Genomic DNA, 22,853 nt, shown 5'->3' on the forward strand with positions numbered 1-22,853 from the left:
GACCGCTTGGCAATTCCGGGCAATCTTGGCGCCGCAACCCGCCCGGTCGTAGACCCCGCTCCGCGGACCGGGCACATCCGGCGGGCGGCACGTCGTCGAGCGGTCCTCCCCGTGCGCTCCGGCGTGCCGTCCGCCACCAGAACATGTTGAGGAGCAACCGAATGACGGCCGAGCACGAGCGGCTCCTGGCACTGGTGAAGCCGCTGCGCGCCATCGGCTGGGTGTTCCTCCCCACCACCCTCGCCGCCCCGACGAGCCGTCGAACCGTGGACGCCCTTTTCGGCCTCCACACCCACGACGACGTGGAGGACAACATCCAGGTGTGGGAGCACTGGGCCACCGCGTCCCGCCTACGAAAAACCGGCGGCCACGAAATCCAGCTCTGGCACAGCGCGGGCCGCGCCGAACGAATCGTCGAGGAATTACTAACCCTGACATAGGCCCGCGAGTCCAACCAACACGACCCGCGTGTCCAACAGTCCAGACCGCTGAGTTCAACAAACCTGCTTACCGCTCGGTCAGCGGATTTGTTGAACTCGCGGGTCCACAGCGTTGGACACGCGGGTCGTGAATGTTGGACTCGCGAGTTACCGGCGGGCCCACTGGTACTGGCGCCAGACCTCCTTCGCGGTCACGACGCGGTCGTAGAACATCAGCTCGTCCATGCGGCAGTTACACGGGTTTCGCTCCTGCGTGTTCTGCGGGAAGCTGCCGCCGATCTTGATGCCGCGCGGGTTGTTGGCCGTCGTCAGGTCCGGCTCGGGGTCGCCGGCGAGCTGCCACGGGTCGCCCGCGGTCGCGTAGAAGCCTTCCAGGGGCTTCCCGTTGCGGTACAACGCCATCTCGCCGGTGTCGAAGTTGAACGTCGCGGCAAGGAACACCCACTCGTTCTGCGGCAGGACCTCCTGCCACGGCATGTTCGCCGCGAACGTCTGCGACGCGCTGCCGTCGACCCGCCGGCCCAGCGCGACCACGCGCATCTCGCCGTTCACGATGAACACCTCGAGCAGCGCACGCACCGCGTGCCCGTCCGAGTCACCCGTGAGCACCCCGGCAAGCCCCATCGCGCCGAACTTGTCGTCGGGGTTGGCGGTCTGCGTGTTCGGACTTGGGTTGACCCCCGTCAGCTTGAACCAACCCATGACCGTGGCCTCACGCGCGGCGTTGAACGCGTGCAGCGACGGAACCCCGGTCGTCGAGTAGACACCGGCCTTCCAGTCGTCGTTGCTCAACACGTTCGAGACCTGCCCGGTCTGCAACGCACGCCCGAACCGGTCCCGGACGCGTGGCGCGCCGTTGATCATGTCGAGGTTCGTGCGCGACTTGCCCTGGTCACGTTCGACCGCACCCGAGGAAGCGGGGTGGTCGAAGTCGTAATACACGACCAGGTCCCGCTTGAGCGGCGGGAACACGCCGCCCGGCCCGTGGTTGCCCGTCCCCGCCGAAGCGGAGGCGGGCACCACGCCGGACAGCGCCGCGAGGGACACACAGAAGAGTGCGATCACCATTCGACGCATCGGACTCAACCCCGCACGGCCGTGCCGGTGGCGCGGAAGTTCTTGGTCCGTCCGATGTTGTCGAACGAGCCGAACCCGGTGCGCCCGGCACCCAGGGTCTTGTCGACGGCGGTCATCAGCAGCTTGCCGTCGACACGGACCGCGATCTCACCGGAGTCCGCGCAGCGGGTGACGCTCACGTCGTGCCACGCGGTGTCGGTGATGGCAGGCGGCGCGCCACGTGACATCACGGCGCTCCACTGGTCGTCGAGCCGCAGCCGGTCCGCGTTGTTCACCACGAAGATCCCGTTGTGCGGGTAGATCGTGTTGTCCGTGGACACGTGCGCGTAGTAGAACTCCGTGTCCGACTTGTACCCGAACACGATGATCACGTCACGGTTGGTCACCTCGACGGGTGTGTCGAGCCGGACCTTGGCGTTCACGCGGACGTTCGACAGCTCGGGGCCCTTGTCCAGTACCGCGTACTCGAACGGCCGCCGCGGACCCGGACGCGCCGCGCCGGCCTCGGCCAGGATGGCCTGGTTGCCTTGGAACTGCCACTTGGCCGGGGTCACCGGCGCCCACGAGCTCGCGCCGGTGGCGTTGACCGTGGTGTGGCCGGTGCGGCAGCTCGCGAAGCGCTGGGTGCCGGTCACCTTCCAGACCTTGCCGTTGGCCTTCGCGATCAGGTACAGCTCACCGCGCGCGTCCTGGCCGAACCGCAGGTCGACCCGGGCGTGGCCCACCAACTGCTGGAACGTGGTGCGCTGACCGGCCGCGTCGTAGACCTGGAACTGGTGGATCTGCGCCATCGGCTGACCGCGACGCATCTCGTTCGCCTCGGTGTAGAAGATCCGGCCGTCCACGAGGTCGGTGAACACGTACTTGCCCCGCAGCTCGGGGATCGAGCCGCGGTAGACGAAGCCACCGTCGATCGCGTGCCCCGAGTCGGAGCACAGGTTCGACCCCGGCGGGGGGTTGTGGTCGAACGCGGCCACCGGGTAGGTGTAGCCGTTCTGGGCGTCGTCGGCGGGCAGCGGGTACACGCCGCACACCGGGTCGCCACGCTTGTACACGAACGGTCCCTCGCGCTCGCTCCAGCCGTAGTTGTCGCCGGGCTTCACCTCGTAGACCGCCTCGATGCGGTGCTCACCGATGACGCCGATGTACAGCCGTCCCGTGGCGGGGTCCCAGCTGAACCGGTGCGGGTCACGCATGCCGATCGCGTAGTTCTCGCCCAGCGCGCCCGCCTGGCCGACCCACGGGTTGTCCGGCGGGATGCCGAACTGGCCGCCCGTCCCGTTGGTCCCCAGCGGGTTGATCCGCAGGAGCTTGCCGTACGGGTTGCCCAGCTCCTGGGGCTGCGTATTGCGCGCACCCTGCCCGCCGTCACCCGAGGCGACGTAGAGGATGCCGTAGTCCCGGCTGCCCCGACGGGCGTACGGGTTGAAGTCGATCTGCTGGATCGCGTGGATCTGGCCACCCTCGCCGATGCGCATGATCTCGCGGCGGGTGCCGCTGAAGGTGTCCGCGCTCGGGTCGGTGGCGGTCCACTCCGTGATGATCGAGTGGAGGATCGGGTTCGGCTGCGTCGGCCAGGTCGTCGGCTTGGTCAGGCCGGCGCCGTTCTCGCTGTGCACCGTGTAGAACTTGCCGTTGCGCCGGAAGTCCGGGTGGAAGGCGATGAACCCGGCGCCGGTGCCGAGGCCACGCCCAGAGAAGAAGTCCGGGAACTGCGCCTTGACGTCGAGGAATACGCTCTGGACGCCGTGGTCGACCAGGTAGATGTTGCCGTTGAGGTCCGGCACGTACAGCCTGCCGGAGCCGTCCGGCACCTCACCGAGGAAGTTGATGCGGTTGTGGCGCATGAGCCTCGGGTCGACCGGCGGCGGAGTCGTCTCGGTCTTGGGGAACTGCGCGAACTCCTGGACCGTGAGCCCGAGGCTCGACGGCACGGGATCCGGTAACGGGTCTTGGAGAGGTGTGTCGGCCTGCGCCGCCGCACTCGGCGGCACGGCAAGGCCGGCCGCGACCACCGCACCGGCGATCGCTACCAGCCACCGTCTGGGGTTTGACATATCCGCCCACTTCCGTGTGGGTATGACGTGGTCAGGAAAGCGCTTTCCGGCAAGCGCTTTCCTGACCCTACAGACGGCCTCGCACCGGACGCAAGAGCACTTGTCCCTTATGCCCGCAAGTTATCGTCGTCGCGTGTTCGCAGCGGAGCGTCGTCAACGAATCCTAGAACTGGTGCGGTCCAGTGGCGCGATCTCGCTGCGTGAGCTCGCACGCCAGGTGGAGACCTCGGAGGTCACCGTCCGTCGCGATCTGCGCGCCTTGGCAGCACAGGGTTTGCTCGACCGCCACCACGGCGGCGCCGCCCTGCCCGGCGGGTTGTCGCACGAGCCGACGTACTCGGAGAAGACGCACGTCGCGTCCTACGCGAAGGCCGCGATCGCCGAGCTGGCGGCCGGACTCGTCGCCGACGGCGACGCGATCGTCGTCGGCGCCGGCACCACCACGCAAGCGTTTGCCAGCAGGCTGACCAGGCATAGCGAGTTGACCGTGGTGACGAACTCGCTCCTGGTCGCGACCGGGCTGGCCGGTGCGCGCGGCGTGGACGTCGTGATGACCGGCGGGACGCTGCGCGGCGCCATTCACGCGCTCGTCGGAGGCACCACGGAGCACACCCTTTCCTCTGTCCGGGGCACGCGGGCCTTCATCTCCGGCAACGGGTTGACGGCGGCACGCGGACTGTCCACTCCGAACCTGACGGTGGCCGGCGTCGACCGCGCGCTCGCCTGCGCGGCCCGCGAGGTGGTCGTGCTCGCCGACCACACGAAGATCGGCGCCGAGGCGCTGCTCCAAACGGTCGCGCCGGAGCACATCCACCACGTGGTCACCGACGACGCCTCCGACCCGGCGGAGCTGAACGCCTTGCGTGAACTGGGAATCACGGTGCACGTGGCAGCCACGGCGGAGTACGTTTCGTAAAACCGGTGAACGAAACTGTTGAGTCTTGACAGATAAGTTTCGGACGTGACTGAATTTGATCGGCGAGGTCGCCGGCGAGGGCGCGACCTCTCACGATTCGGCGGGAGTGCCAATGACGGCATCACGTTCGCTTCGCCCCCTGTCCCGAAGAGTTCTCGCCGTCACGACGTTGCTCGTGGCGGCCTTCGCACCAGCACTGCCGGCCGCGGCGGATCCGGTGTGGCAGCCGAAGACACCACCACTCACCACCCCCTGGACGGGCCTCGTCGGCCCGGACAACGCGTTGCCCGACTACCCGCGACCACAGCTGACCAGGCCGGACTGGCAGAACCTCAACGGAGTCTGGGAGTTCGCCGGCGCGACGGCCGGTGAGGAACCACCGCTCGGCGAGTCGTTGCCTGAGCGGATCCTCGTGCCGTACCCGGTCGAGTCGGCGCTGTCCGGCGTCATGCGCAGCGAGGAACGCATGTGGTACCGGCGCACGTTCGAGGTGCCGACCAAATGGCGCAAGGACCGGCTGGTCCTGAACTTCGGCGCCGTCGACTACGACACGCGGGTGTGGGTCAACGGCCGGTTGGTCACCACGCACCGCGGCGGGTACGACTCGTTCTCGGTCGACATCACGTCCGCCCTCACGCCACGGGGGGCGCAGGAGATCGTGGTCGGCGTCGAGGACCTGACCGACGCGACCTGGCAGCCGGTCGGCAAGCAGCGCCAGATACCCGACCGCGGCATCTTCTACACGGCCAGCTCCGGCATCTGGCAGACGGTGTGGCTGGAACCGGTGCAGGCCAGGCACATCACGAAGCTGGACATGACGCCCCGGTTGGCGGACAGCACGTTGCGGCTGACCTCGCGGTCGACGATCGAGGGCACGGTCGAGGCGGTGGCGTACGACAACGGGCGGGTGGTCGGCCGCGTCCGCGGCCCGGCGAACCAGGAGCTGGCGCTGCCGGTGCCGAACGCGAAGCTGTGGTCGCCGGACTCGCCGTTCCTCTACGACCTGCGTGTCACGTTGCTGGACCGCAACAAGACGGTCGACCGCGTTGGCTCGTACTTCGGCATGCGGGAGATCGGTACCGCCCCGGGCGCCGACGGCAAGCTACGCATGACGTTGAACGGCGAGATCCTGTTCCACATGTCCACCTTGGACCAGGGGTTCTGGCCGGACGGCATCCACACCGCGCCGACCGACGCCGCGCTGCGGTTCGACCTGGAGCAGCACAAGGAGCTGGGCTTCAACACGGTCCGCAAGCACATCAAGGTGGAGCCCGACCGCTGGTACTACCACGCGGACAAGCTGGGTTTGCTGGTGTGGCAGGACATGCCGTCGATGAAGACGTCGAACGAACTGCCGCCACCTGACGCGCGAACCGAGTTCGAGCGGCAGCTGAACCGGTTGGTGGAGCAGCACAAGAGCTGGACGTCGATCGTCGTGTGGGTGCCGTTCAACGAGGGCTGGGGTGAGTGGGCGCGAGCGGACACCGGCCGCATCGCCGACGCCGTGAAGGCGCAGGACCCGAGCCGCCTGGTGAACGCGCACAGCGGCGTGAACTGCTGCGCCTCCAAGGGTGATTCGGGTCGAGGCGACATGATCGACCACCACGCCTACGTCGGCCCGGCCTCCCCGGTGCCCACCGGTTCGCGGGTCTCGGCGGACGGCGAGCACGGCGGCTTCGGCCTCGAGGTCGAAGACCACATGTGGTTCGGCGAAGGCCACGCGTACGAGATGACCCCGGACTCGGCCACGCTGACCAGGCGATACGTCGAGAACCAGCGGGACGTGCTGAAATCGGCGCGGCGGTGTGGCATCTCCGGTGCCATCTACACCCAGATCACCGACGTCGAGCACGAGGTCAACGGCTTCTTCACCTACGACCGCCAGGTGAAGAAGATGGACTTCGCACAGGTTCGCGCGGTGAACCAGGAGATCATCGCGGGCGCGGACGGCACCGGCGACGGCGTGCAGCCACCGCCGGGCACCCCTGGCCCGCTCGGCATCGCGTACTACCCGTTCAGCGAGGGCTTCGGCACCACGACGTCGGACGACGTGGGCAACCACGACGGCACGCTCGTCAACGAGCCGGCGTGGACGACGGGCTACACCGGAAACGGCCTGCAGTTCAACGGAAACTCCTATGTGGACACGGGTGCGTCGCTGGTCGACACGGAGATCGGCAACTACACCGTGACGGCGTGGGTCCGCATGGACAGCCTGGGCGGCTTCCAGACGGCGGTCAGCCAGGACGGCGACGTCCACAGTGGATACTTCCTGCAGTATTCCGGTGCGGACAACCGTTTCGCGTTCAGCTTCGTCGGCGGCCGGGCACTGGCCCCCACGCCGCCGATACTCGGCGAGTGGTACCACCTGGTCGGCGTCCGCGACGTCACGACGGGCTCGCTGAAGCTGTACGTGAACGGCACACTGGCGGGCTCGACGTCCGCGTGCATCGCCGACCCGGCCACGGGCCACACGGTGATCGGCCGCGCGAAGTTCAACGGCGGCCAGGTCGACTTCTGGCGTGGTGCCATCGACCAGGTCCACGTGTTCGACCGGGCCCTGACCGACACGGAGGTGGCGGCCCTGCACGCGTCAGGCCGCTGACTCTTCGAGGTCGGGCAGCGGTGCCGCGCTGCCCGACCTCACCCGTCCGAGTGGTTGGTCACGGAGCCTGCCGAACCCAACACCGAGCGTGATGCGGTGCGTTAGCCTGCTGACCATGGCAAACCCGTTCGAGGGCCTGGACCCGGACACCATGCTGCGTCAACTGCGCGAGCAGGCGGAGGCCCTGGAAAGCAAGGCCACCCAACTGCGGGCGGAACTGGCCGCCGCAGCCGCGACGGCCACGTCCGCTGATGGCGCCGTGACGGTGACCCTCTCCCCCACCGGCGCACTGCAGAACATCTCGTTCTCCGCGAAGGCGGCATCCCACGCCCCGGAGGCCCTGGGCCCCTTGGTGATGAGGACGGTGGCCGCCGCCCAACGCGAGGTCTCGAACCGCGTCACGGAGTCCCTGACCCAACAGTTCGGCGACCCGGAAACCATGGACTTCATCACCCAGTTCATGCCAGAACCGGAGCAGGAACCCCAACGCGGAGACCGCGACCCAGACGACTTCGACGGCGCCGTACTGCGCAAACGCCAGGGCCGAGGCCTTCAGGACGCCACGCCCAAACGCCGCCGCCCCGACGACGGCAGCGGCTCGCTGCTGCGCTGAGGAGCACGATGGATACCGACGTCAATCTCGACGAAATGAACAAGTTCGCTTCCGCCGTGTTCGGGTTCGCCGCCGACATCAAATCTGTGGCCGAGCGGGCAAGCACTGTCGATTATAATGTCAACACTTTTGGCCTGATCGGCGCGGCGTGCACCGGCCGTGTTCGAAGCACAGCTGACCGAACCGCAGCCGGGTTGTTGGCCCTCTACCGGAACGTTTACTCGGACGCAACGTCCATATCCGACACGGCCCTCGATTTCAAGAACAACGAGGACACCCAGACAAACAGGTTCCGAGGGGCCATCGATGATTGACCTTGCTGGGGGAGGAATCGCCGAGTCCATCGCGGAAACAATCCAGTCAGCGCAAAACGCGGACGAATGGATCGACCTGGGTGACGTCGTTGTCAACTCGGCCGCCGTCGGCCTCGACGCGCTCGGCTTCATTGCCAATCCGGTCGATTCGCTGGCCACGACCGCGATCTCGTTCATCATCGAGCACCTGGCGCCACTTCGGGCAGTACTCGACTGGACGACCTGCGACCCAGACTCTGTACAGGGTGCCATCACGACCTGGAACGACCTCGCGACCGCACTCGACAAGATCGGCAACGACCACCGGCCGGCACCAGGGCGTTACGCGCCGACCTGGATCGACGGCGGCTCCGACTCCGCGGCGAGCTGTGCGGATGTCATGTCCTTCCGGTCAGACCAGATCTACGGCGCCAGTATGGCCTGCGTGGGGCTGGCACAGTCAACGGCCACCGCGGGGCAGTGGCTTGCCGCCGGCCGGACCGTCATCCGCGACCTCATCGCCGAGTTCATATGGAAACTGCTGCGGAAAGCAGCAGCGAAACTCGCATTCGCGCCGTTCACTTTTGGTGCTACCGCCGCTGAATTCGTCATGAACGCCGTGATCGAGATGAGCAGGCTGCTGCAGAAGATCACTCGCGTGCTCGGCAAGGTGGTCGACAAGCTCGCTGAGATCTCCCGTCGGCTGACGGACCTGGCACATGTCGTCGACAAGTACCTCGGCCTGACCCGGCTCACCAGTACGACTGCTGTGTTCCGACAGGGCTTGCTGGTACCCAACCTGACCGGCGCCGCCCTCAAATACGGCGTGGAAGCCGGGAAAGAAGCCGTGAAGGTCGACTCGACAGCGCGGCAGTCGAGCCCAGCCGGCCCGAACGCGACTGAGGCAGAGCAGCAAGAGGCGGAACGAGACGCGGCGCGGGTCCACGAGATGCACCAGCAACACGATGCCGGGGACAACCCTCGCCTCACGACCGAGGAGGCAAAGGATCCCGCGAGAATCGAGAACACTCCGCAGGGTCGGTATGAGACCGACGACTGGTGGACCAGGAAGGGAACGCTGTAGCCATGGCCGAGGGCTCCTTGATACGCCGCGCTCGGCGACTGGTGGCTATCAGCGCCTTCGCGCCGCCGATCGTGTTCGACATCTACTACGCGTGTTGGGCGGTCGTGGATGACCGCTTCGGCTCCGAGGATCTCCTCATGGTCGGCGGGGTCACGCTCCTGCTGTGGCTGTTCGGGTTGTGGCCGTTCCTGGCCACAAGGAAGGCGCCGAACTCCTGGCCAAGCGTGGCTACGCCGGGCGTGCTCATGACATTGATGATGTTCAGCCAGTTCGCCGCGGACTCACGTGGGAGCGCGGGCACGGCCAGCGTGATCGCGACCATGATCGTTGGGGCGGCGGTCGCCTCGCTCTCCCTCAACGCAAGACGGATGGTGCTCGACGACCTGTCACCGGATGTCGTCGAAAGTGATCTCACGATCACGTTCAAACCGCGTCGCGGCAGCAAGGCGATCCTGGTCGTCGGGCCGGAAGCGATCGCGGTCGCCGAGGATTCGCAGCGGCCCGACAGGTTCCACACCGCAGCGTCCTACGACGAGATCTCGACGGTCACCACGTGGACCGAGGTCGAGGACACAGAGTGGAAGCTTCCCGGTGACGAAGAAGAACGAACCGTATCCATGCCAGCCGGGGAGTTGCTGAGTATCGACATTCCGGCTGGACAGTTGGTCGTCGCTGTCCACGACACGGCGAAGGTGAAGCGGTTCGTCGAGGCCCGACTCGCCCTGCGACAAGTCGGCGTCGAAGAACAATAGGGCCCGGTGACGTCGTCGTCATCGAGCTGCCCGGCGGGCCCTTGGTGTTCCCCGCCAAAGAGGACGCCCAGTGGATCAAGCGGTTCATCGAGGAGCGCGGTCGCGCCGTTGTCGCTGGTGGATGACAGCATGGGGGCATGACACTCGTCGTAGTCATGGGGGTTACCGGGTCGGGGAAGTCCACTGTGGGCAAGTTACTGGCGCAGCGGATGGGGGTGCCGTTCGCCGATGCGGACGATTTCCACAGTCCCGAGAGCGTCGCCAAGATGCGGGCCGGGGTGCCGTTGGACGACGCCGACCGCTTGCCCTGGTTGCGGACCATCGGGTCGTGGCTGGCCGAGCACGAGGGCGCCGGGGCCGTGGTCACCTGTTCCGCGCTCAAGCGGGTCTACCGGGACATGCTGCGGCACGCGACGCCCGACGTGACCTTCCTGCACCTCGACGGGGACAAGGACGTCGCACGTCAGCGGGTTGCCGGGCGGGCCGGGCACTTCATGCCCGAGTCGCTTGTCGACTCGCAGTACGCCGCACTCGAACCGCTCCAGGAGGACGAGCGGGGCGTTGTGGTGGACTTCGCTCGGCCGGTCCCGGACATCGTCGATGAGGTAGTTTCGAAGTTCTGATGAAGACCATGATCGATTTCGACCAGGCGCGGGTGTACGCGATCCCTCTCACCACTCGGTTTCGGGGGATCGACGTCCGCGAGGGCATGCTCATCGAAGGGCCTGCAGGGTGGGGTGACTTCTGCGCCTTCCCCGAGTACGACGACCGCGAAGCGGCTTCCTGGTTGACCACCGCCATCGAGGCCTGCACCGTCGGCTGGCCCGATCCGGTGCGGGGGCGGATTCCGGTCAACGCGATCGTGCCCGCCGTCGAACCAGCAAAGGCCCACGACATCGTCCGCGCCTCCGGGTGTGGGACGGTCAAGGTCAAGGTCGCCGATCATGCCGACTCCCAGAACGAGGACATCGCGCGGCTCGAAGCCGTGCGGGATGCCCTACCAACAGGGCAGATCCGGGTCGACGCCAACGGGGCCTGGGATGTCGACGCGGCGCTCGACGCCATTCCCAAGCTCGACCGCGCGGCCGGCGGCCTCGAGTACGTCGAGCAGCCCTGCGCCACCATCGACGAGCTGGCCCAGGTTCGGCGCAAGACCGACGTGCGGATCGCGGCCGACGAGTCCATTCGGCGGGCCGAGGATCCCATGAAGGTCGCCGTTGCCGAGGCCGCCGACGTGGCCGTGATCAAGTGCACGCCCCTCGGTGGGGTGCGGCGGGCACTGCGGGTCGCCGAGGCGTGCGGGCTGCCGGTCGTCGTGTCGTCCGCCCTGGAGACCTCCGTCGGGCTCAGTGCCGGGCTCGCGCTCGCCGGAGCACTGCCCGAACTGGACTTCGCCTGTGGGCTCGGCACCTTGTCGCTGCTCGACGGCGACGTGGTTGGCCCAGCCCGCGCGCTCAGGCCCGTCGGCGGGTACCTGCCGGTCGCGCCCGTCACCCCCACGCCTGACCCCGCGCTCCTCGAACAGCACGAGCTGAAGGACCCCGCGCGCGTTCAGTGGTGGCGGGACCGGCTCGCCCGGCTCGTGGCGCAGGGCCGCGTGCTCACGTGACCTGCTCGCGCAGCGGCATCCCCGTCTGCGCGCCTCGCTGAGTCGTCGAGATTCCCGCTACCCGCACCGCCCACTCCGCCGCTTCCACCAGCGACGAACCACGGGCCAGTCCGTCGGCCAGCGCACCGCAGAACGCGTCGCCCGCGCCAGTCGCGTCGACGGCGTCGACCTGGACCGCCGGCACGTGCTCGGTCTGGCCGGCGGCCACCACCAGCGCGCCGTCCGCGCCGAGGGTGACCACGACCGCGGACGGGCCCGACAGTGACTTCGCCAGGGCCGCTGCGTCGTCGATCGTGGTGGGCTCCTCGGCGCCCGCCAGGACAGCCAGTTCCGAGCGGTTCGGGATGAGCACATCCACCGCCGCCAGCAGCGATGCCGGCAGCGAACGGGCAGGCGCCGGGTTCAGCAGCACCTTCCCGCGGGCTACCTCGACCGCCGCCGTCACGGTCTCCAGCGGGATCTCCAGCTGCACCAGCAGCACATCCGACGCCGCCAGCAGCGATGTGTCCACATGGGACGGGCTCAGGTGGGCGTTGGCGCCGGGGCTCACCGCGATCGTGTTCTCCCCGCCGTCCGCCACCGTGATCAGCGCGATGCCACTGGGCACGTCGGCGACCGTGCTCAGGCCGGCCAGGTCCACGCCGGCGCCGGTCAGCGCGTCGCGGATGGTCGTGGCCAGCTCGTCCTCGCCGACACAGCCGACGAACGTCACCGCCGAGCCGAGGCGGGCCGCCGCGACCGCCTGGTTCGCGCCCTTGCCGCCGGGCGCGCGCAGGTGGTCGCGGCCCAGCACGGTCTCCCCCGGCCCCGGCAGCGTGGCCACCGGCACGATGAAGTCGACGTTGCAGCTCCCGACGACCGTGATCATTCCGCGCTCGATCGGGCCCACAGGTTGATGCCGCTCTCGACCGCGTGCTTGTCGATCTCCGCCAGCTCGGAGTCGGTGAACTCGAGGTTCTCGCACGCACCGAGGTTGTCGTCCAGCTGACGCACGCTCGACGCGCCGATCAGCGTCGACGTCATGCGGGCGTCCCGCAGCGTCCATGCCAGCGCCAGCTGCGCGAGTGACTGGCCGCGCGACGCGGCGATCTCGTTCAGCGCGCGGATGCGGCCCAGGTTCTCGTCCGTGAGCATCGACTTCGACAGCGAACCGTCGCGGGCGGCCCGCGAGTCCGACGGGACGCCGTTCAGGTAGCGGTCGGTCAGCATGCCCTGTGCCAGCGGGGAGAAGCCGATGCAGCCGATGCCCAGCTCGCCGAGCGTGTCCACCAGGTCCGGCTCGATCCAGCGGTTCAGCATCGAGTACGACGGCTGGTGGATCAGCAGTCGCACCCCCATGCCGGCCAGCAGCGCGTGCGCCTCCCGCGTCTTGGTCGGCGAGTACGACGAGATGCCGACGTACAGCGCCTTGCCCTGCCGCACCGCGGACGCCAGCGCGCCCATGGTCTCCTCGAGCGGGGTCTCTGGGTCGAAGCGGTGCGAGTAGAAGATGTCGACGTGGTCGAGGCCCATCCGGGACAGGCTCTGGTCGAGGCTGGCCAGCACGTACTTGCGCGACCCGCCGCCCTGGCCGTACGGGCCGGGCCACATGTCGTAGCCGGCCTTCGTCGAGATGATCAGCTCGTCCCGGTACGGCCGGAAGTCCTGCGCGTACAGCGCGCCGAAGTTGGCCTCGGCCGACCCGTACGGCGGGCCGTAGTTGTTGGCGAGGTCGAAGTGGGTGACGCCACGGTCGAACGCGCGGCGCAGGATCGCGCGGCACTGTTCGAGCGGCACCTCGGTGCCGAAGTTCTGCCACAGCCCGAGCGAGACCGCCGGCAGCCGCAGACCGCTGTCGCCGGTCTTCCGATAGGACATCGTGGTGTCGTAGCGGTCCGATGCGGCTTGGTATGCCGGCGGGATGCTCATCGAGATCTCCTGGGGTCGCCGTCGCGGGTACCGTGATGTTATGTCCGCGCTGGTGGGCAACGTCGGCTGGATGGGCTGGAACACCTTCCTCGCCCTGGTGCCGCTGGCGCTGGCCCGGTACCTGTTCGGTCACCGCGAACGGCCGCGGTGGCTGCTGGTGACCGGCGGCGCGGCGTTCGTCGCGTTCCTGCCCAATGCCCCGTACGTGCTGACCGACGTCCTGCACCTGCCGCGCGAGCTGTCGACGGCGCACGGTGACCACTGGCTCGCGGCGGCACTGGTCGGCCAGTACCTGTGCCTGTTCGCGGCCGGGTTCACCGCATACGTGCTGTCACTCGTGCGGCTGGAGCGCTGGCTCGCCGACCACGGCGTGTCACGCCGGACCGTGCTGGTCGTGGACCTGTCGCTGCACGCCCTGTGCGCCGTCGGGATCGTCCTCGGCCGGGTGTTCCGGTTCAACTCGTGGGACCTGCTGACCAACCCGGGAGGGCTGCTCGACCTGGTCCGGATACCCGAGCCGAGGACGTTCGCCGTGCTGTTCGTGCTGTTCGCGATACTCGCCGGCGGAGCGACGCTCGCGCGTGCCCTGCCGGCGATCATGAACCGCGCAGCGAAGCTGGGTTAACCATCCTGGAGTTCGGCCAGCGCCGCCTTGACCTTGCTCAGCTCGGCCTCCAGTTCGGCGAGCCGCTCCTGGTGCTGCTTGCGGGCAACGTCCAGCACGGACTCAATCGCCTTGGAGATGTCCTCGTGTAGTTCGGCGGCCGCGCGGGAGACGGCGGCGGCCGGGATCTTCAGCCCCTGCACGACCCGGCTGCCGGAGTGCGACAGGTCGGCCTGCCACTCGCCGTCCAGGGTGCCGGTGACCGTCAGCGTCAGCTCGACCGTGCGGGTCTTGCGTGCCGTGCTGCCCGGCTTGCGGCCGCGCTTGGCGGGCGCGTCGGCCGGGGGTGCTTCAGCCGGCGCGGCCTCGGCCGGGGCAGCTGCCTCGGTGGCCTGCTCCTCGGCCGGCTTGTCCTCGCTCGTAGGGGACACCATCACGCTCCTTCGTCAGGCTAACGCCGCAGGGTGGCGATATTAGAACATGCGTTCACAACCCGCATCCGCGGGCGGGTCGGGAACCGCCGGTCGCATCATCGCGTCTGCCCGTCATGGGGAATCCGCGGGTCGGTCTGTGTATGGTGGCGACGGCCCTGGTATTGGCGGGTTGTGTGGCACGGACCGGTGGCGCTCCGGAGCGGACGCCGGTCACCGGGAACCCGGTGACGATGCCGTTCGACACGCGGGCGGAGATCGACCCGTGCAGCCTGACCGGGCCGGCAGCGTTCGAACCGCACGGCACGGCCACCATGCCGGGACGGCCGGACATGGACAACTGCCGCGTCTCGGTGGCCACCGACGCGGGCCGGGCCTTCGTCTGGCTCGGCGAGCAGATGTCGACCAGCATGCTTCCCCGCGACCGCACCCAGCTGGCGGACCTGGGCCGGGGCGCGACGATCGTGCTGCTGGAGGACGGCTGCGACATGGCACTGGTGTTGGCCGAGGGTTTCGCGGTCACCGCCTTCTCGACGTCGGCCGACGACGGCGACCTGCCGGAGGTGCTGCTGTGCTCGCTCAACCGCGGCGCGCTGACGGGCGTGTTCAACGTGCTCGCGGGTGAGCGGGCGAAGCTCTGGCGGCCAGCGCCGAACTCGCTGGCCACCCTCTCCCCGTGCGACGTGATGTCCAGGGGCCTGGTGGCCGAACAGCTCGACATCCCGTCGGACGTCGAACCCGTGTTTCCCATCACCGGCCACTGGTGCCGGTGGGGCGAGGACGACGGCAACCAGGCGACACTGCGTTACCCCGTCGCCGAGTCCGCCAGCGAGCTCGGCGTGCCGGACGGCCACCCGACCGAGGTCATCGCGGACCGCGAGTCGTGGGTGGTCGCCGGCCGGATCTCCTGCACCGTGTACGCCAAGCACATCGACTTCGCGATCGGTGTTGGCACGTTCGAGTTCGCCGAACTGGGCGTGACGATGCCCGACGTGGGCAAGCCCGGCGCCGGCGACCCGTGTGCCGCCGCACGCACACTGGCCGACGCGGCATGGCGGCACCTGCCGCCGGTCACCTAATCCTTGCGGCCGTTCACCGCGATGGTCGCGCCGAGGCCGATCATCATCAGCCCGCCCGCGCCGCCGACCAGCTCCAGCCTGCGCGGGGAGCGGGAGAACCACGTGCGGGCGGTGGACGCGAGCAGTGCCCACATGCTGTCGAGCACGAGTGCGATCACCGGGAACAGCACGCCGAGCGCGAGCATCTGCAGTGACGCGTTGCCGGCGCCCGGGTCGGTGAACTGTGGCAGCGCCACCACGAGGAAGACGATCACCTTCGGGTTGGTGACGCCGACGACGAAGCCGTCCCACACGGCACGCCGGGACGGGAGCACGGTCGGGATGCCAGCGGCCAGCGCCTCGGTCACCTTGCGGCGACGGCGGATCGCCTGCACGCCAAGGTAAACCAGATAGGCGGCGCCGAGGAGCTTGATCACCGTCAGCACCACGATGGACCGTTCGACGATCACGCCGATCCCCACCGCCACGGCGACGGCCTGCAGATACGCGCCGACAGCGTTGCCCACGACGGTGAGCAGCGCCTCCTTGCGGCCGACGGTCAGCGCGCGACCGACCGTGAACAGCACGCTGGGCCCCGGCACGGCGATGATCACCACGCAGAGCAGCGCGAACGCGAGAACCTGGCTGAGCGAAGTCACACTGCCGAGACTAAACGCGCCCCCACCAGCTCGTCGCGTGGTTTACGCACCAGCCCCAGCGAGAGCGTGGTCAACGCCGCCACCGCCGCGAGCGCCATCACCCGTTCCACCAGCCCGAGCGGCACGAACTGCCACCACGGCCCGTAGCCGATGAGCATCCGCACGAACCCGAAGACGATCAACCCGAACCACGCGAGGGACACCGCGCTGAACCCGCGTGCCGCCATGCGCCAGCCCGGCTGCTCCGGGAACACCCTGCGCGCGCTCATGATCACCGCGAGCGGCAGCGAGACGAAGGCCACCACGCTGGCCCACCGGTGGACGACCCCACCGATGCTCGGGCCGACGGACCAGTTCGTCTTGGTGAACGCGACGATCACCAGCAGGCTGACCGTCCACAGTGCACCGAGCAGCACGGCGCCCGAGTACGGCGCGACGCCCCGGTGGCGCACCATCGCGGCGAAGCCGAGTGCCGAACCGAGCGCGATCAGCAGTATCGCGCCGTCGAACAGCCACTTGTTCGACGTGAGGGCGTACTGGCTGAGCGTGCGGCGGACGGGGCTGATCTCGTCGGTCGGGGGGATCACGTGCAGCGACAACATCAACAGGGTGCCGAGCACGAGGGTGACGACGCTCGCCAGTGCGGTTCTGGAGGGCATGTCATCGAGGCTAGCCACGAAACCTATGAGAAATCTAAGACAAACCTGTCATTCCCGGCGTCGCACGAGGGCCTCGATGCCATCGAGGATGCGGTCGAGTCCGAACCGGAAGTCCTGCTCGAACGCCTCGATGGGGTCGTCCTCACCCTCGAAGACGCCCGAGTCCACCACCGCGTGGAGCGCCGGGTACTCCCCGGCGGTGGTCAACCGCTTGATCAGCTCGCCGTAGTCGTTCGCCACCCGCGCCATCGGGTTGCCCGCCTGGTACGCCGCCGCGATGTCGCCGGACAGCAACGCGTAGCTGCGCGTGAAGCTCGTGACCAACAGCGCCACCGACAGCTTCTCGTGCTCCTGGAGGCTGGTCTCCCCGAGCGTGCGCAGGCCCCACTCCAGGTACCGCAGCTGGTGGGGCATCATCGGCGCCCCGCTCACCGGGATGCGCAGGATCCACGGGAACTGGCGGAAGGCGGTCAGCCCGATCCTCGCCCACTGATCCAGCCGCGCTCGCCACGTGCCCTCGACCGGCTCGGCCTTGTCGACCTGGCCGAACGCCCCGTCGATCATCAGCATGAGCAGTTCGTCCTTGGACGCGACGTACCGGTAGAGCGACATGGCGGACGTGCCGAGCTCACCGGCCACCCGGCTCATCGACACCCCGCCGATTCCCTCGGCGTTCGCGACCCTGATGCCCGCGTCGACGACCTGTTCCAGGGACAGCCCGCGCTTGGGCCCCTTGGTCGGCCGGTCGCGCACGCCCCAGACCATCTCGAAGCTGGCCGGCAGGCCGGTGTCCTCGGTCATCACCCTGACCTCTCAATCAGGGACATCCCTGATTTACTGTTTATGCCCTACGCAGTACAGTTTACGTCGTACGCAGAAGCTCCGCGAGTCTTGAGGGGATCTCATGGAACCAGCGATCGAGGCTACCGGCCTCACGAAGTCGTACGGGGAGGTGCGGGTGCTGGCCGGTGTCGACCTGCGCGTGCCCCGGGGCAGTGTGTTCTCGCTGCTCGGCCCGAACGGCGCGGGCAAGACCACCACCGTCCGCATCCTGACCACGTTGACCACGCCGGACGCCGGCGCGGCACGCGTCGCCGGCCACGACATCGTGCGGGAGCGGGCGCTGGTCCGCCGCAGCATCAGCCTCACCGGTCAGTCCACCGCCGTCGACGAGCTGCAGACCGGCGCGGAGAACCTGCGGATGTTCGGCCGGCTGTGCCGGCTGTCCGGCAGGGCGGCCGCGGCGCGGGCGAACGAGCTGCTCGAACGGTTCGACCTGGTCGAGGCGGGGGGTCGCAAGGTCAGCACGTACTCCGGCGGCATGCGCAGGCGGCTGGACCTGGCCGCGAGCCTGATCGTCGCGCCGGCGGTGATCTTCCTCGACGAGCCGACCACCGGCCTCGACCCACGCAGCCGCGCTGAGATGTGGACGGTGATCACCGAGCTGACCCGTTCCGGCGTGACGATCTTCCTCACCACGCAGTACCTCGAGGAGGCCGACAAGCTCGCCGACCGGATCGCGCTCGTCGACGGCGGGCGGATCGTCGCGGAGGGCACCTCCGCGCAGCTCAAGCAACGCGTGTCCGGGCACCGCCTCGACCTCACGCTGGCCGATCCCGTCGCGTTCGACGCCATGACCAGCTACCTCGGCGAGCGCGCGCTGCTGCCGGACCAGAGCCGTCTCACCCTGTCGGTCAGCACCGACGGCAGCGCGGGACACGTGCGTGCGCTGCTGGACGAGCTGGACCCGGCCCGTCGCGCGGTCAGCCGGTTCACCGTGCACTCCGCGACCCTCGACGAGGTCTTCCTCGCCATGACCGGCAACGCCACCACGAAGGAGACCGCCGGTGTCTGACCTCGCCATCCGCCCCGCCTCGCCGGTCGGCGACCTTTTGGTGATGGTCCGCCGCGCCACCCGGCTGACCATGCGCAACGGCGACGCGCTTATTTCCTCCCTCGCGCTGCCGATCATGCTGATGCTGCTGTTCGTCTACCTGTTCGGCGGCGCCATCAACACCGGCACGGAGTACGTGACCTACGTGGTGCCCGGCGTGATCACGCTGTGCGCGTCGTTCGGCGCCTCGCTCACCGCCCCGATCGTCACGAACGACATGACCAACGGGATCGTGGACCGCTTCCGCTCGATGGACGTGCGTGGCACCGCCGTGCTCGGCGGGCACGTGTTCGCGAGCGCCGGCCGGAACCTGGTGGCGACCACGCTCGTGCTCGGCGTCGGGTTCCTCATCGGCTTCCGCCCGTCGGCGTCCCTGCTGGACTGGTTGGCCGTGGCCGGGATCCTGCTGGTGGCGATCGTGGCGCTGTCGTGGGCCGCCGCGGCGGTCGGCCTGCTGGCGAAGACCCCGGAGGCGGCGAACGGGTTCACGTTCTTCGTGATGTTCCTGCCGTACCCGAGCAGCGCGTTCGTGCCGGTGGAGACCATGCCGTCGTGGATCCACGGGTTCGCGGACAACCAGCCGTTCACCCCGCTCATCGAGGCGCTGCGCGGACTTCTCCTCGACAAGCCGGTCGGCAACAGCCCGTGGATCGCACTCGCCTGGTACGGCGGGATCCTCGCGGTCGCGGTACTGGCGACCGGCCGCCTGTTCAAGCGCCGGACCGCCTGACCTTGCGATGAAGGGACGCCTTCCTCACGAACCCGGTGAGGAAGGCGTCCTTTATCTCTCTCAGGCGTACGGGTTGAACGGGATGCCCGACGGCTTGGCCTTGTTCAGGTTGTCGGCGAAGGCGCCGTCCTTGATGGCCAGGCTCGCGCTGCCGAAGTTGGCGGCGACGAGCCGGTCCCGGATGCCAGCCGGGAAGTTGTCCCAGCTCACCAGGTCCGGGTACTGCCAGGTGCCGTAGTGGTTCTCCGGCGTCTCGGTCATGCCGGCGATGCGGAAGCAGTGCGTGGACGCGCCGTCCTTGTGGTAGACGACGTGCGCGTGGGTGCCGTCCCACGCCACCTGCGACCGAGGGTAGGTGTCGTAGTTCCCGTGGCGGGACACGGAAACGTACTGCGCCACGTCGTTCTGCACCCAGATGACCACATGCTCGATGTCGTGGCGGTGACCGCAGCAGTCCCACACGGGCACCGCCTGGTCCTTCTCGAAGTACAGGTCATACAGGTAGGCACACCAGCCGCTGTCGCACTTCGACCGTGAGTAGGAGTTGGTGTTGTCCAGATCGGACTGGTCGTGGCAGCTTCCGTTCAGAGCGCCGGAGTTGTTGAGGCCCGGCGCGATCGTGCCGTCCGGGCCGATGGCGGGTGTCGGGTAGCACCCGTCACCGTCGTAGTCGAAGGCGGGCTGCCACTTACCGTCCGCGGCGGCATAGCTCGCGGGCAAGGCTCGTGGCGGGTCCGCCCAGGCAACGCCGGGTATCAGGACCGTGAGCAGGGTGGCGGTCATGACGACGACAGCGGTTCTTCTTCCCACACGCATCGCAGGGCCCTCTCCATTGGCTGCGGGAAATGACGCAGTCAACGTAAGGCGCGATGATCAGGTCAGGTCAACCGCCGAACGTCGGAACAGTGACCATCCGCTTACGTTCTGTCGAGCGTGATCACCAGGCTTCCCGATCCGGCGACCGCGGCACGGACCTCCGTGCCGCGCGTGGTGTGGACGGCCGTGTAGCGGACCGGCTTTCCGTTGTAGGCCACCGTGACCGGCCGCTTGTCTGATGGTAGGACCGCGCCGACGGTCAGCGTCGCGTCGACCCGGTCCAGCCGGACCGACGTCGTGAGGCGGTCACCACGCACGGACGCCGACACGTCCACCGAACCACGCGTGCTGAGTCGGATGTTCTTGCCCGCCACGGAGGTCTGGCCCGGCGGCAGCTGTGGCACGACCGACAGAGTCCCGGTACCCAGCGACGGCGCGACGCCCAGCCACTGGTGCACGACCGGCCACAGCGTCCCGTACGTGCCCCACGCCTGAAGCGACATCGAGCGGTCGTAGAACGGGCGGTCGATGTTCGCCACGAAGTCCGGGGACGGGGCCACCTCCGGCATCGCACCCGGGGTCTCCCACACGGACGGGTCGAGCTGGATGCGTGCGTTGCCCGTCGTGTATGTCCGTTGTGGACCGAGGCGGCCGAACTCGCCCTCCGCCACCGCCATCACCGCGGTGTTGAGCGAGAACGTGGACCGTTCGCTCTTCACGGTCGACACGACGCTGTCGCACGACGGCCCCGGGTTGCCCTCCGGCGCGGAGGTGGGACCGGAACCCGTGTGGTACAGGCCGAACTCGCCCGTGTAGCAGTCCTTCTCGCGCTGTGCCAACGCGACCGGGCCGTGTGCCGGTGACGCGAGCGGCTCACCGGACGGCAGCTCGATCTCCATCGGCGTCACGCCCGTCCAGTGTCGCTGGAACACGGGCCGGTTGTCGTTCGCGGGGTCGGCCGGGTCGTCGATCGACTCGGCGTACGCGCTCGCGGCATCCACCCACCACGTGCCCTCGAACCGGGCACGCAGGTCCGCCGCCCGCGAGGTGGCCCACGACGCCGTCGCCGTGTCGCCCTTGGACGTGGCCATCTCCGCGAGGTCCAGCAGTCCGCGGACGTAGTAGGCGGTGCTGTCGAGCTTCTCCACGCCCATGCCGGCGCGCTCGACGTTGCCGAGGCCCTCCAGCCAGCCGTCACCGTCGACGTCCAGAGTGGAGTCGACGTACCGCAGGTTGCGAACCGTGAAGTCGTAGAGGTCGTCCCGGAACGCGTTGTCGCCCGTCCACCGCCACACCAGCGCGACGGCGCTCGGGAACTTCACCGTCTCGTCGGTGTTGCCGGCGTCGTCGTTCGCGCCGAAGTAGACGTCCCCAGTGGACACGACCTCGTGCACGACCTTGCCGCTCCGGGCGTTCAGCACCTCGCTGATGTCCCGCAACGCCTTCAGGTGGGCCTTGATCGGCTCGAACTGTCCGGCGGCCACCGCGGCGAACGCCGTGTACTCGCCGTCGGTGCCGAACAGCCATGGATAGTCCGGGAAGCCGGCGCCGAACCACCGGGCCTTCGGCAGGGTGCCCACCGGGTCCGGGTACTGACGACCCTCGTCGGTGTCCCTCAGTTGGAGGTCGTGGGCTTCCTGCACCGAGTCGGCGAGGTTCTGCTTGCTCCACTGGATGCTCTGTTGCAGCAGCCGGTCGCCCGGCAGGTCCACGACCGTGTTGCGGGCCAGCGCGTGCCGGGTGTCCACCTTGGACCGCAGAGCCGCGACCGGGTTCTTCGCCGCCCGTTGGTACTCCGCGCGGGCCGCGGTGAGCCCCTGGTCGGAGCCGGCGATCGTGAACCACACGGTCGTCGCCCGGCCGGCTGCCAGGTCAAGGGAGTAGTTCAGTCGCCCGCCGGTCCCCCGGCCGAACGCCGAGTCGTCACAACGGGGTGGGGCGGTGCCGTCTGCCGGACACACCACGGCCGGGTCCTGCGGGCCGCGGTGGTTCGGGCCGAGCGCATGGCTCACCGGCTTCGCCGACGAGCCGACCAGTGCCGCGAAGTCGTTGTCCCGGAACGTCAACACGCCGTTGCCGTAGGCCCCGGTGTCCGGCTGGTTCACCCCGGCGTTCGGGGTGGTCCAGCCCCACGGGTACGCGGGCATCAGCTCGGAGTGCGCGTCCATCGCGAGGGAGACAGTGCGCGGGGAGGCGCTGCGGAGCGTCAGCCCGATCACGGTAGCGCCGACGCCGTCCGGGGCGAAGTCGACGCGGTCGACGCTCACCCCGGACGGCTGGTAGGCGAACCGCTGGTAGCCCCAGCCGGCGGTGTACCGCGCGGCCGGGGCGTCGGCGCCGAGCCACGCGCCGTCCACGGCGAACCAGATGCCGTCGAGCAGTTTGACGGGCGGCGCCCACACGCCGCCCATCTCACCGCGAATGTGCCAGCCACTCGCCGGGTACAGGCCTGCACCATCGCCCATGGCGATGGTGCGGTCACTCGTGACCAGCGCTCGCCGGTCGGCCAGTCTCGTCGTCTCGGACAGCTCGACCGGGGAGCGCCCGGCGAAGGCGCCCCCGGCGAGATCGCTATCGATGTCTCTGTCCTGTCTGCCCTCCGCGCCGGCCGGTACCGCCAGCGCGGTCGTGACGAGTGCCAACGCGGA

23 protein-coding genes are annotated in these 22,853 nt (G+C 68.7%); 13 read left to right on the forward strand and 10 right to left on the reverse strand.

What is annotated here, in order from left to right:
- Positions 1 to 161: 161 nt before the first annotated feature.
- Positions 162 to 440, forward strand: a complete 279-nt coding sequence (locus tag VF106_RS01700; RefSeq protein WP_330837726.1) for a hypothetical protein — start codon at positions 162 to 164, stop codon at positions 438 to 440.
- A gap of 147 nt (positions 441 to 587) precedes the next feature.
- Here the strand turns inward: VF106_RS01700 and VF106_RS01705 are convergent, their stop codons facing one another.
- Both VF106_RS01705 and VF106_RS01710 read right to left on the reverse strand, forming a co-directional pair.
- Positions 588 to 1,508 (reverse strand): LamG-like jellyroll fold domain-containing protein, encoded by a 921-nt coding sequence (locus tag VF106_RS01705; protein ID WP_330837727.1) that lies wholly within the window; start codon positions 1,506 to 1,508, stop codon positions 588 to 590.
- A 14-nt stretch (positions 1,509 to 1,522) separates the two neighbouring features.
- The gene (locus tag VF106_RS01710) at positions 1,523 to 3,574 is read right to left on the reverse strand and encodes a PQQ-dependent sugar dehydrogenase (RefSeq protein ID WP_330837728.1); all 2,052 of its coding nucleotides are present in this window, start codon (positions 3,572 to 3,574) and stop codon (positions 1,523 to 1,525) included.
- A gap of 109 nt (positions 3,575 to 3,683) precedes the next feature.
- Here VF106_RS01710 and VF106_RS01715 point away from each other — a divergent pair, with 109 nt between their 5' ends.
- From VF106_RS01715 to VF106_RS01750, 8 genes are all read left to right on the forward strand, one after another.
- On the forward strand, positions 3,684 to 4,490 hold the full coding sequence (locus tag VF106_RS01715; protein ID WP_330837729.1) for a DeoR/GlpR family DNA-binding transcription regulator: 807 nt from the start codon (positions 3,684 to 3,686) through the stop codon (positions 4,488 to 4,490).
- Positions 4,491 to 4,602: 112 nt separating this feature from the next.
- Positions 4,603 to 7,095, forward strand: a complete 2,493-nt coding sequence (locus VF106_RS01720) for a LamG-like jellyroll fold domain-containing protein (protein WP_330837730.1) — start codon at positions 4,603 to 4,605, stop codon at positions 7,093 to 7,095.
- 115 nt (positions 7,096 to 7,210) lie between these two features.
- Positions 7,211 to 7,708, forward strand: a complete 498-nt coding sequence (locus VF106_RS01725; protein ID WP_330837731.1) for a YbaB/EbfC family nucleoid-associated protein — start codon at positions 7,211 to 7,213, stop codon at positions 7,706 to 7,708.
- Between the two features lie 8 nt (positions 7,709 to 7,716).
- Positions 7,717 to 8,022 carry a hypothetical protein gene (locus tag VF106_RS01730; protein WP_330837732.1) on the forward strand — a complete coding sequence of 102 codons (306 nt, stop codon included), beginning with the start codon at positions 7,717 to 7,719 and terminating at the stop codon, positions 8,020 to 8,022.
- Positions 8,015 to 9,085 (forward strand): hypothetical protein, encoded by a 1,071-nt coding sequence (locus VF106_RS01735; protein ID WP_330837733.1) that lies wholly within the window; start codon positions 8,015 to 8,017, stop codon positions 9,083 to 9,085. Before VF106_RS01730 ends, VF106_RS01735 begins: the two co-directional genes overlap by 8 nt.
- Positions 9,086 to 9,087: 2 nt before the next feature.
- Positions 9,088 to 9,837, forward strand: a complete 750-nt coding sequence (locus VF106_RS01740; RefSeq protein WP_330837734.1) for a hypothetical protein — start codon at positions 9,088 to 9,090, stop codon at positions 9,835 to 9,837.
- A 137-nt stretch (positions 9,838 to 9,974) separates the two neighbouring features.
- Positions 9,975 to 10,460 (forward strand): gluconokinase, encoded by a 486-nt coding sequence (locus VF106_RS01745; protein ID WP_330837735.1) that lies wholly within the window; start codon positions 9,975 to 9,977, stop codon positions 10,458 to 10,460.
- Positions 10,460 to 11,446 carry an o-succinylbenzoate synthase gene (locus VF106_RS01750; RefSeq protein WP_330837736.1) on the forward strand — a complete coding sequence of 329 codons (987 nt, stop codon included), beginning with the start codon at positions 10,460 to 10,462 and terminating at the stop codon, positions 11,444 to 11,446. The genes VF106_RS01745 and VF106_RS01750 overlap by 1 nt, the downstream gene beginning before the upstream one ends.
- Here the strand turns inward: VF106_RS01750 and rbsK are convergent.
- A complete protein-coding gene (gene rbsK, locus VF106_RS01755; RefSeq protein WP_330837737.1) occupies positions 11,439 to 12,314 on the reverse strand; it encodes a ribokinase in 876 nt (291 codons plus the stop codon). The genes VF106_RS01750 and rbsK overlap by 8 nt on opposite strands.
- A complete protein-coding gene (gene mgrA / locus VF106_RS01760) occupies positions 12,311 to 13,354 on the reverse strand; it encodes an L-glyceraldehyde 3-phosphate reductase (RefSeq protein WP_330837738.1) in 1,044 nt (347 codons plus the stop codon). The genes rbsK and mgrA overlap by 4 nt, the downstream gene beginning before the upstream one ends.
- Before the next feature lie 40 nt (positions 13,355 to 13,394).
- Between mgrA and VF106_RS01765 the strand changes: the two genes are divergently transcribed.
- Complete coding sequence (locus VF106_RS01765) at positions 13,395 to 13,979, forward strand: DUF1361 domain-containing protein (RefSeq protein WP_330837739.1); 585 nt, start codon at positions 13,395 to 13,397, stop codon at positions 13,977 to 13,979.
- Here the strand turns inward: VF106_RS01765 and VF106_RS01770 are convergent.
- Positions 13,976 to 14,392, reverse strand: coding sequence for a DUF6319 family protein (locus tag VF106_RS01770; RefSeq protein ID WP_330837740.1), 417 nt, complete (start codon positions 14,390 to 14,392; stop codon positions 13,976 to 13,978). The genes VF106_RS01765 and VF106_RS01770 overlap by 4 nt on opposite strands.
- A gap of 173 nt (positions 14,393 to 14,565) precedes the next feature.
- Here VF106_RS01770 and VF106_RS01775 point away from each other — a divergent pair, with 173 nt between their 5' ends.
- On the forward strand, positions 14,566 to 15,468 hold the full coding sequence (locus tag VF106_RS01775) for a hypothetical protein (RefSeq protein WP_330837741.1): 903 nt from the start codon (positions 14,566 to 14,568) through the stop codon (positions 15,466 to 15,468).
- Here the strand turns inward: VF106_RS01775 and VF106_RS01780 are convergent.
- From VF106_RS01780 to VF106_RS01790, 3 genes are read right to left on the reverse strand one after another with little or no spacing between them, the layout of a single operon-like run.
- Positions 15,465 to 16,106: a LysE family translocator gene (locus tag VF106_RS01780; protein WP_330837742.1), complete on the reverse strand. Its 642-nt coding sequence runs from the start codon at positions 16,104 to 16,106 to the stop codon at positions 15,465 to 15,467. The two genes, VF106_RS01775 and VF106_RS01780, sit on opposite strands and share 4 nt — an antisense overlap.
- Positions 16,103 to 16,765, reverse strand: coding sequence for a DUF998 domain-containing protein (locus VF106_RS01785; RefSeq protein WP_330837743.1), 663 nt, complete (start codon positions 16,763 to 16,765; stop codon positions 16,103 to 16,105). Before VF106_RS01785 ends, VF106_RS01780 begins: the two co-directional genes overlap by 4 nt.
- A 48-nt stretch (positions 16,766 to 16,813) precedes the next feature.
- A complete protein-coding gene (locus tag VF106_RS01790; RefSeq protein WP_330837744.1) occupies positions 16,814 to 17,566 on the reverse strand; it encodes a TetR/AcrR family transcriptional regulator in 753 nt (250 codons plus the stop codon).
- 103 nt (positions 17,567 to 17,669) lie between these two features.
- On the opposite strand from VF106_RS01790, the gene VF106_RS01795 reads away from it, so the two are divergent.
- Both VF106_RS01795 and VF106_RS01800 read left to right on the forward strand, forming a co-directional pair.
- Positions 17,670 to 18,620: an efflux ABC transporter ATPase subunit, DrrA-related gene (locus VF106_RS01795; protein ID WP_330837745.1), complete on the forward strand. Its 951-nt coding sequence runs from the start codon at positions 17,670 to 17,672 to the stop codon at positions 18,618 to 18,620.
- Entirely contained in the window at positions 18,613 to 19,389 is a 777-nt protein-coding gene (locus VF106_RS01800; protein WP_330837746.1) for an ABC transporter permease, read from the forward strand. The genes VF106_RS01795 and VF106_RS01800 overlap by 8 nt, the downstream gene beginning before the upstream one ends.
- Positions 19,390 to 19,449: 60 nt before the next feature.
- Here VF106_RS01800 and VF106_RS01805 read toward each other — a convergent pair whose 3' ends face one another.
- Both VF106_RS01805 and VF106_RS01810 read right to left on the reverse strand, forming a co-directional pair.
- Positions 19,450 to 20,172 (reverse strand): NPP1 family protein, encoded by a 723-nt coding sequence (locus tag VF106_RS01805; RefSeq protein ID WP_330837747.1) that lies wholly within the window; start codon positions 20,170 to 20,172, stop codon positions 19,450 to 19,452.
- Between the two features lie 134 nt (positions 20,173 to 20,306).
- Positions 20,307 to 22,847, reverse strand: coding sequence for a glucosidase family protein (locus tag VF106_RS01810; protein WP_330837748.1), 2,541 nt, complete (start codon positions 22,845 to 22,847; stop codon positions 20,307 to 20,309).
- Positions 22,848 to 22,853 lie beyond the last annotated feature (6 nt).

This window comes from Actinophytocola sp. (assembly GCF_036378875.1).
Taxonomy (GTDB): domain Bacteria; phylum Actinomycetota; class Actinomycetes; order Mycobacteriales; family Pseudonocardiaceae; genus Actinophytocola.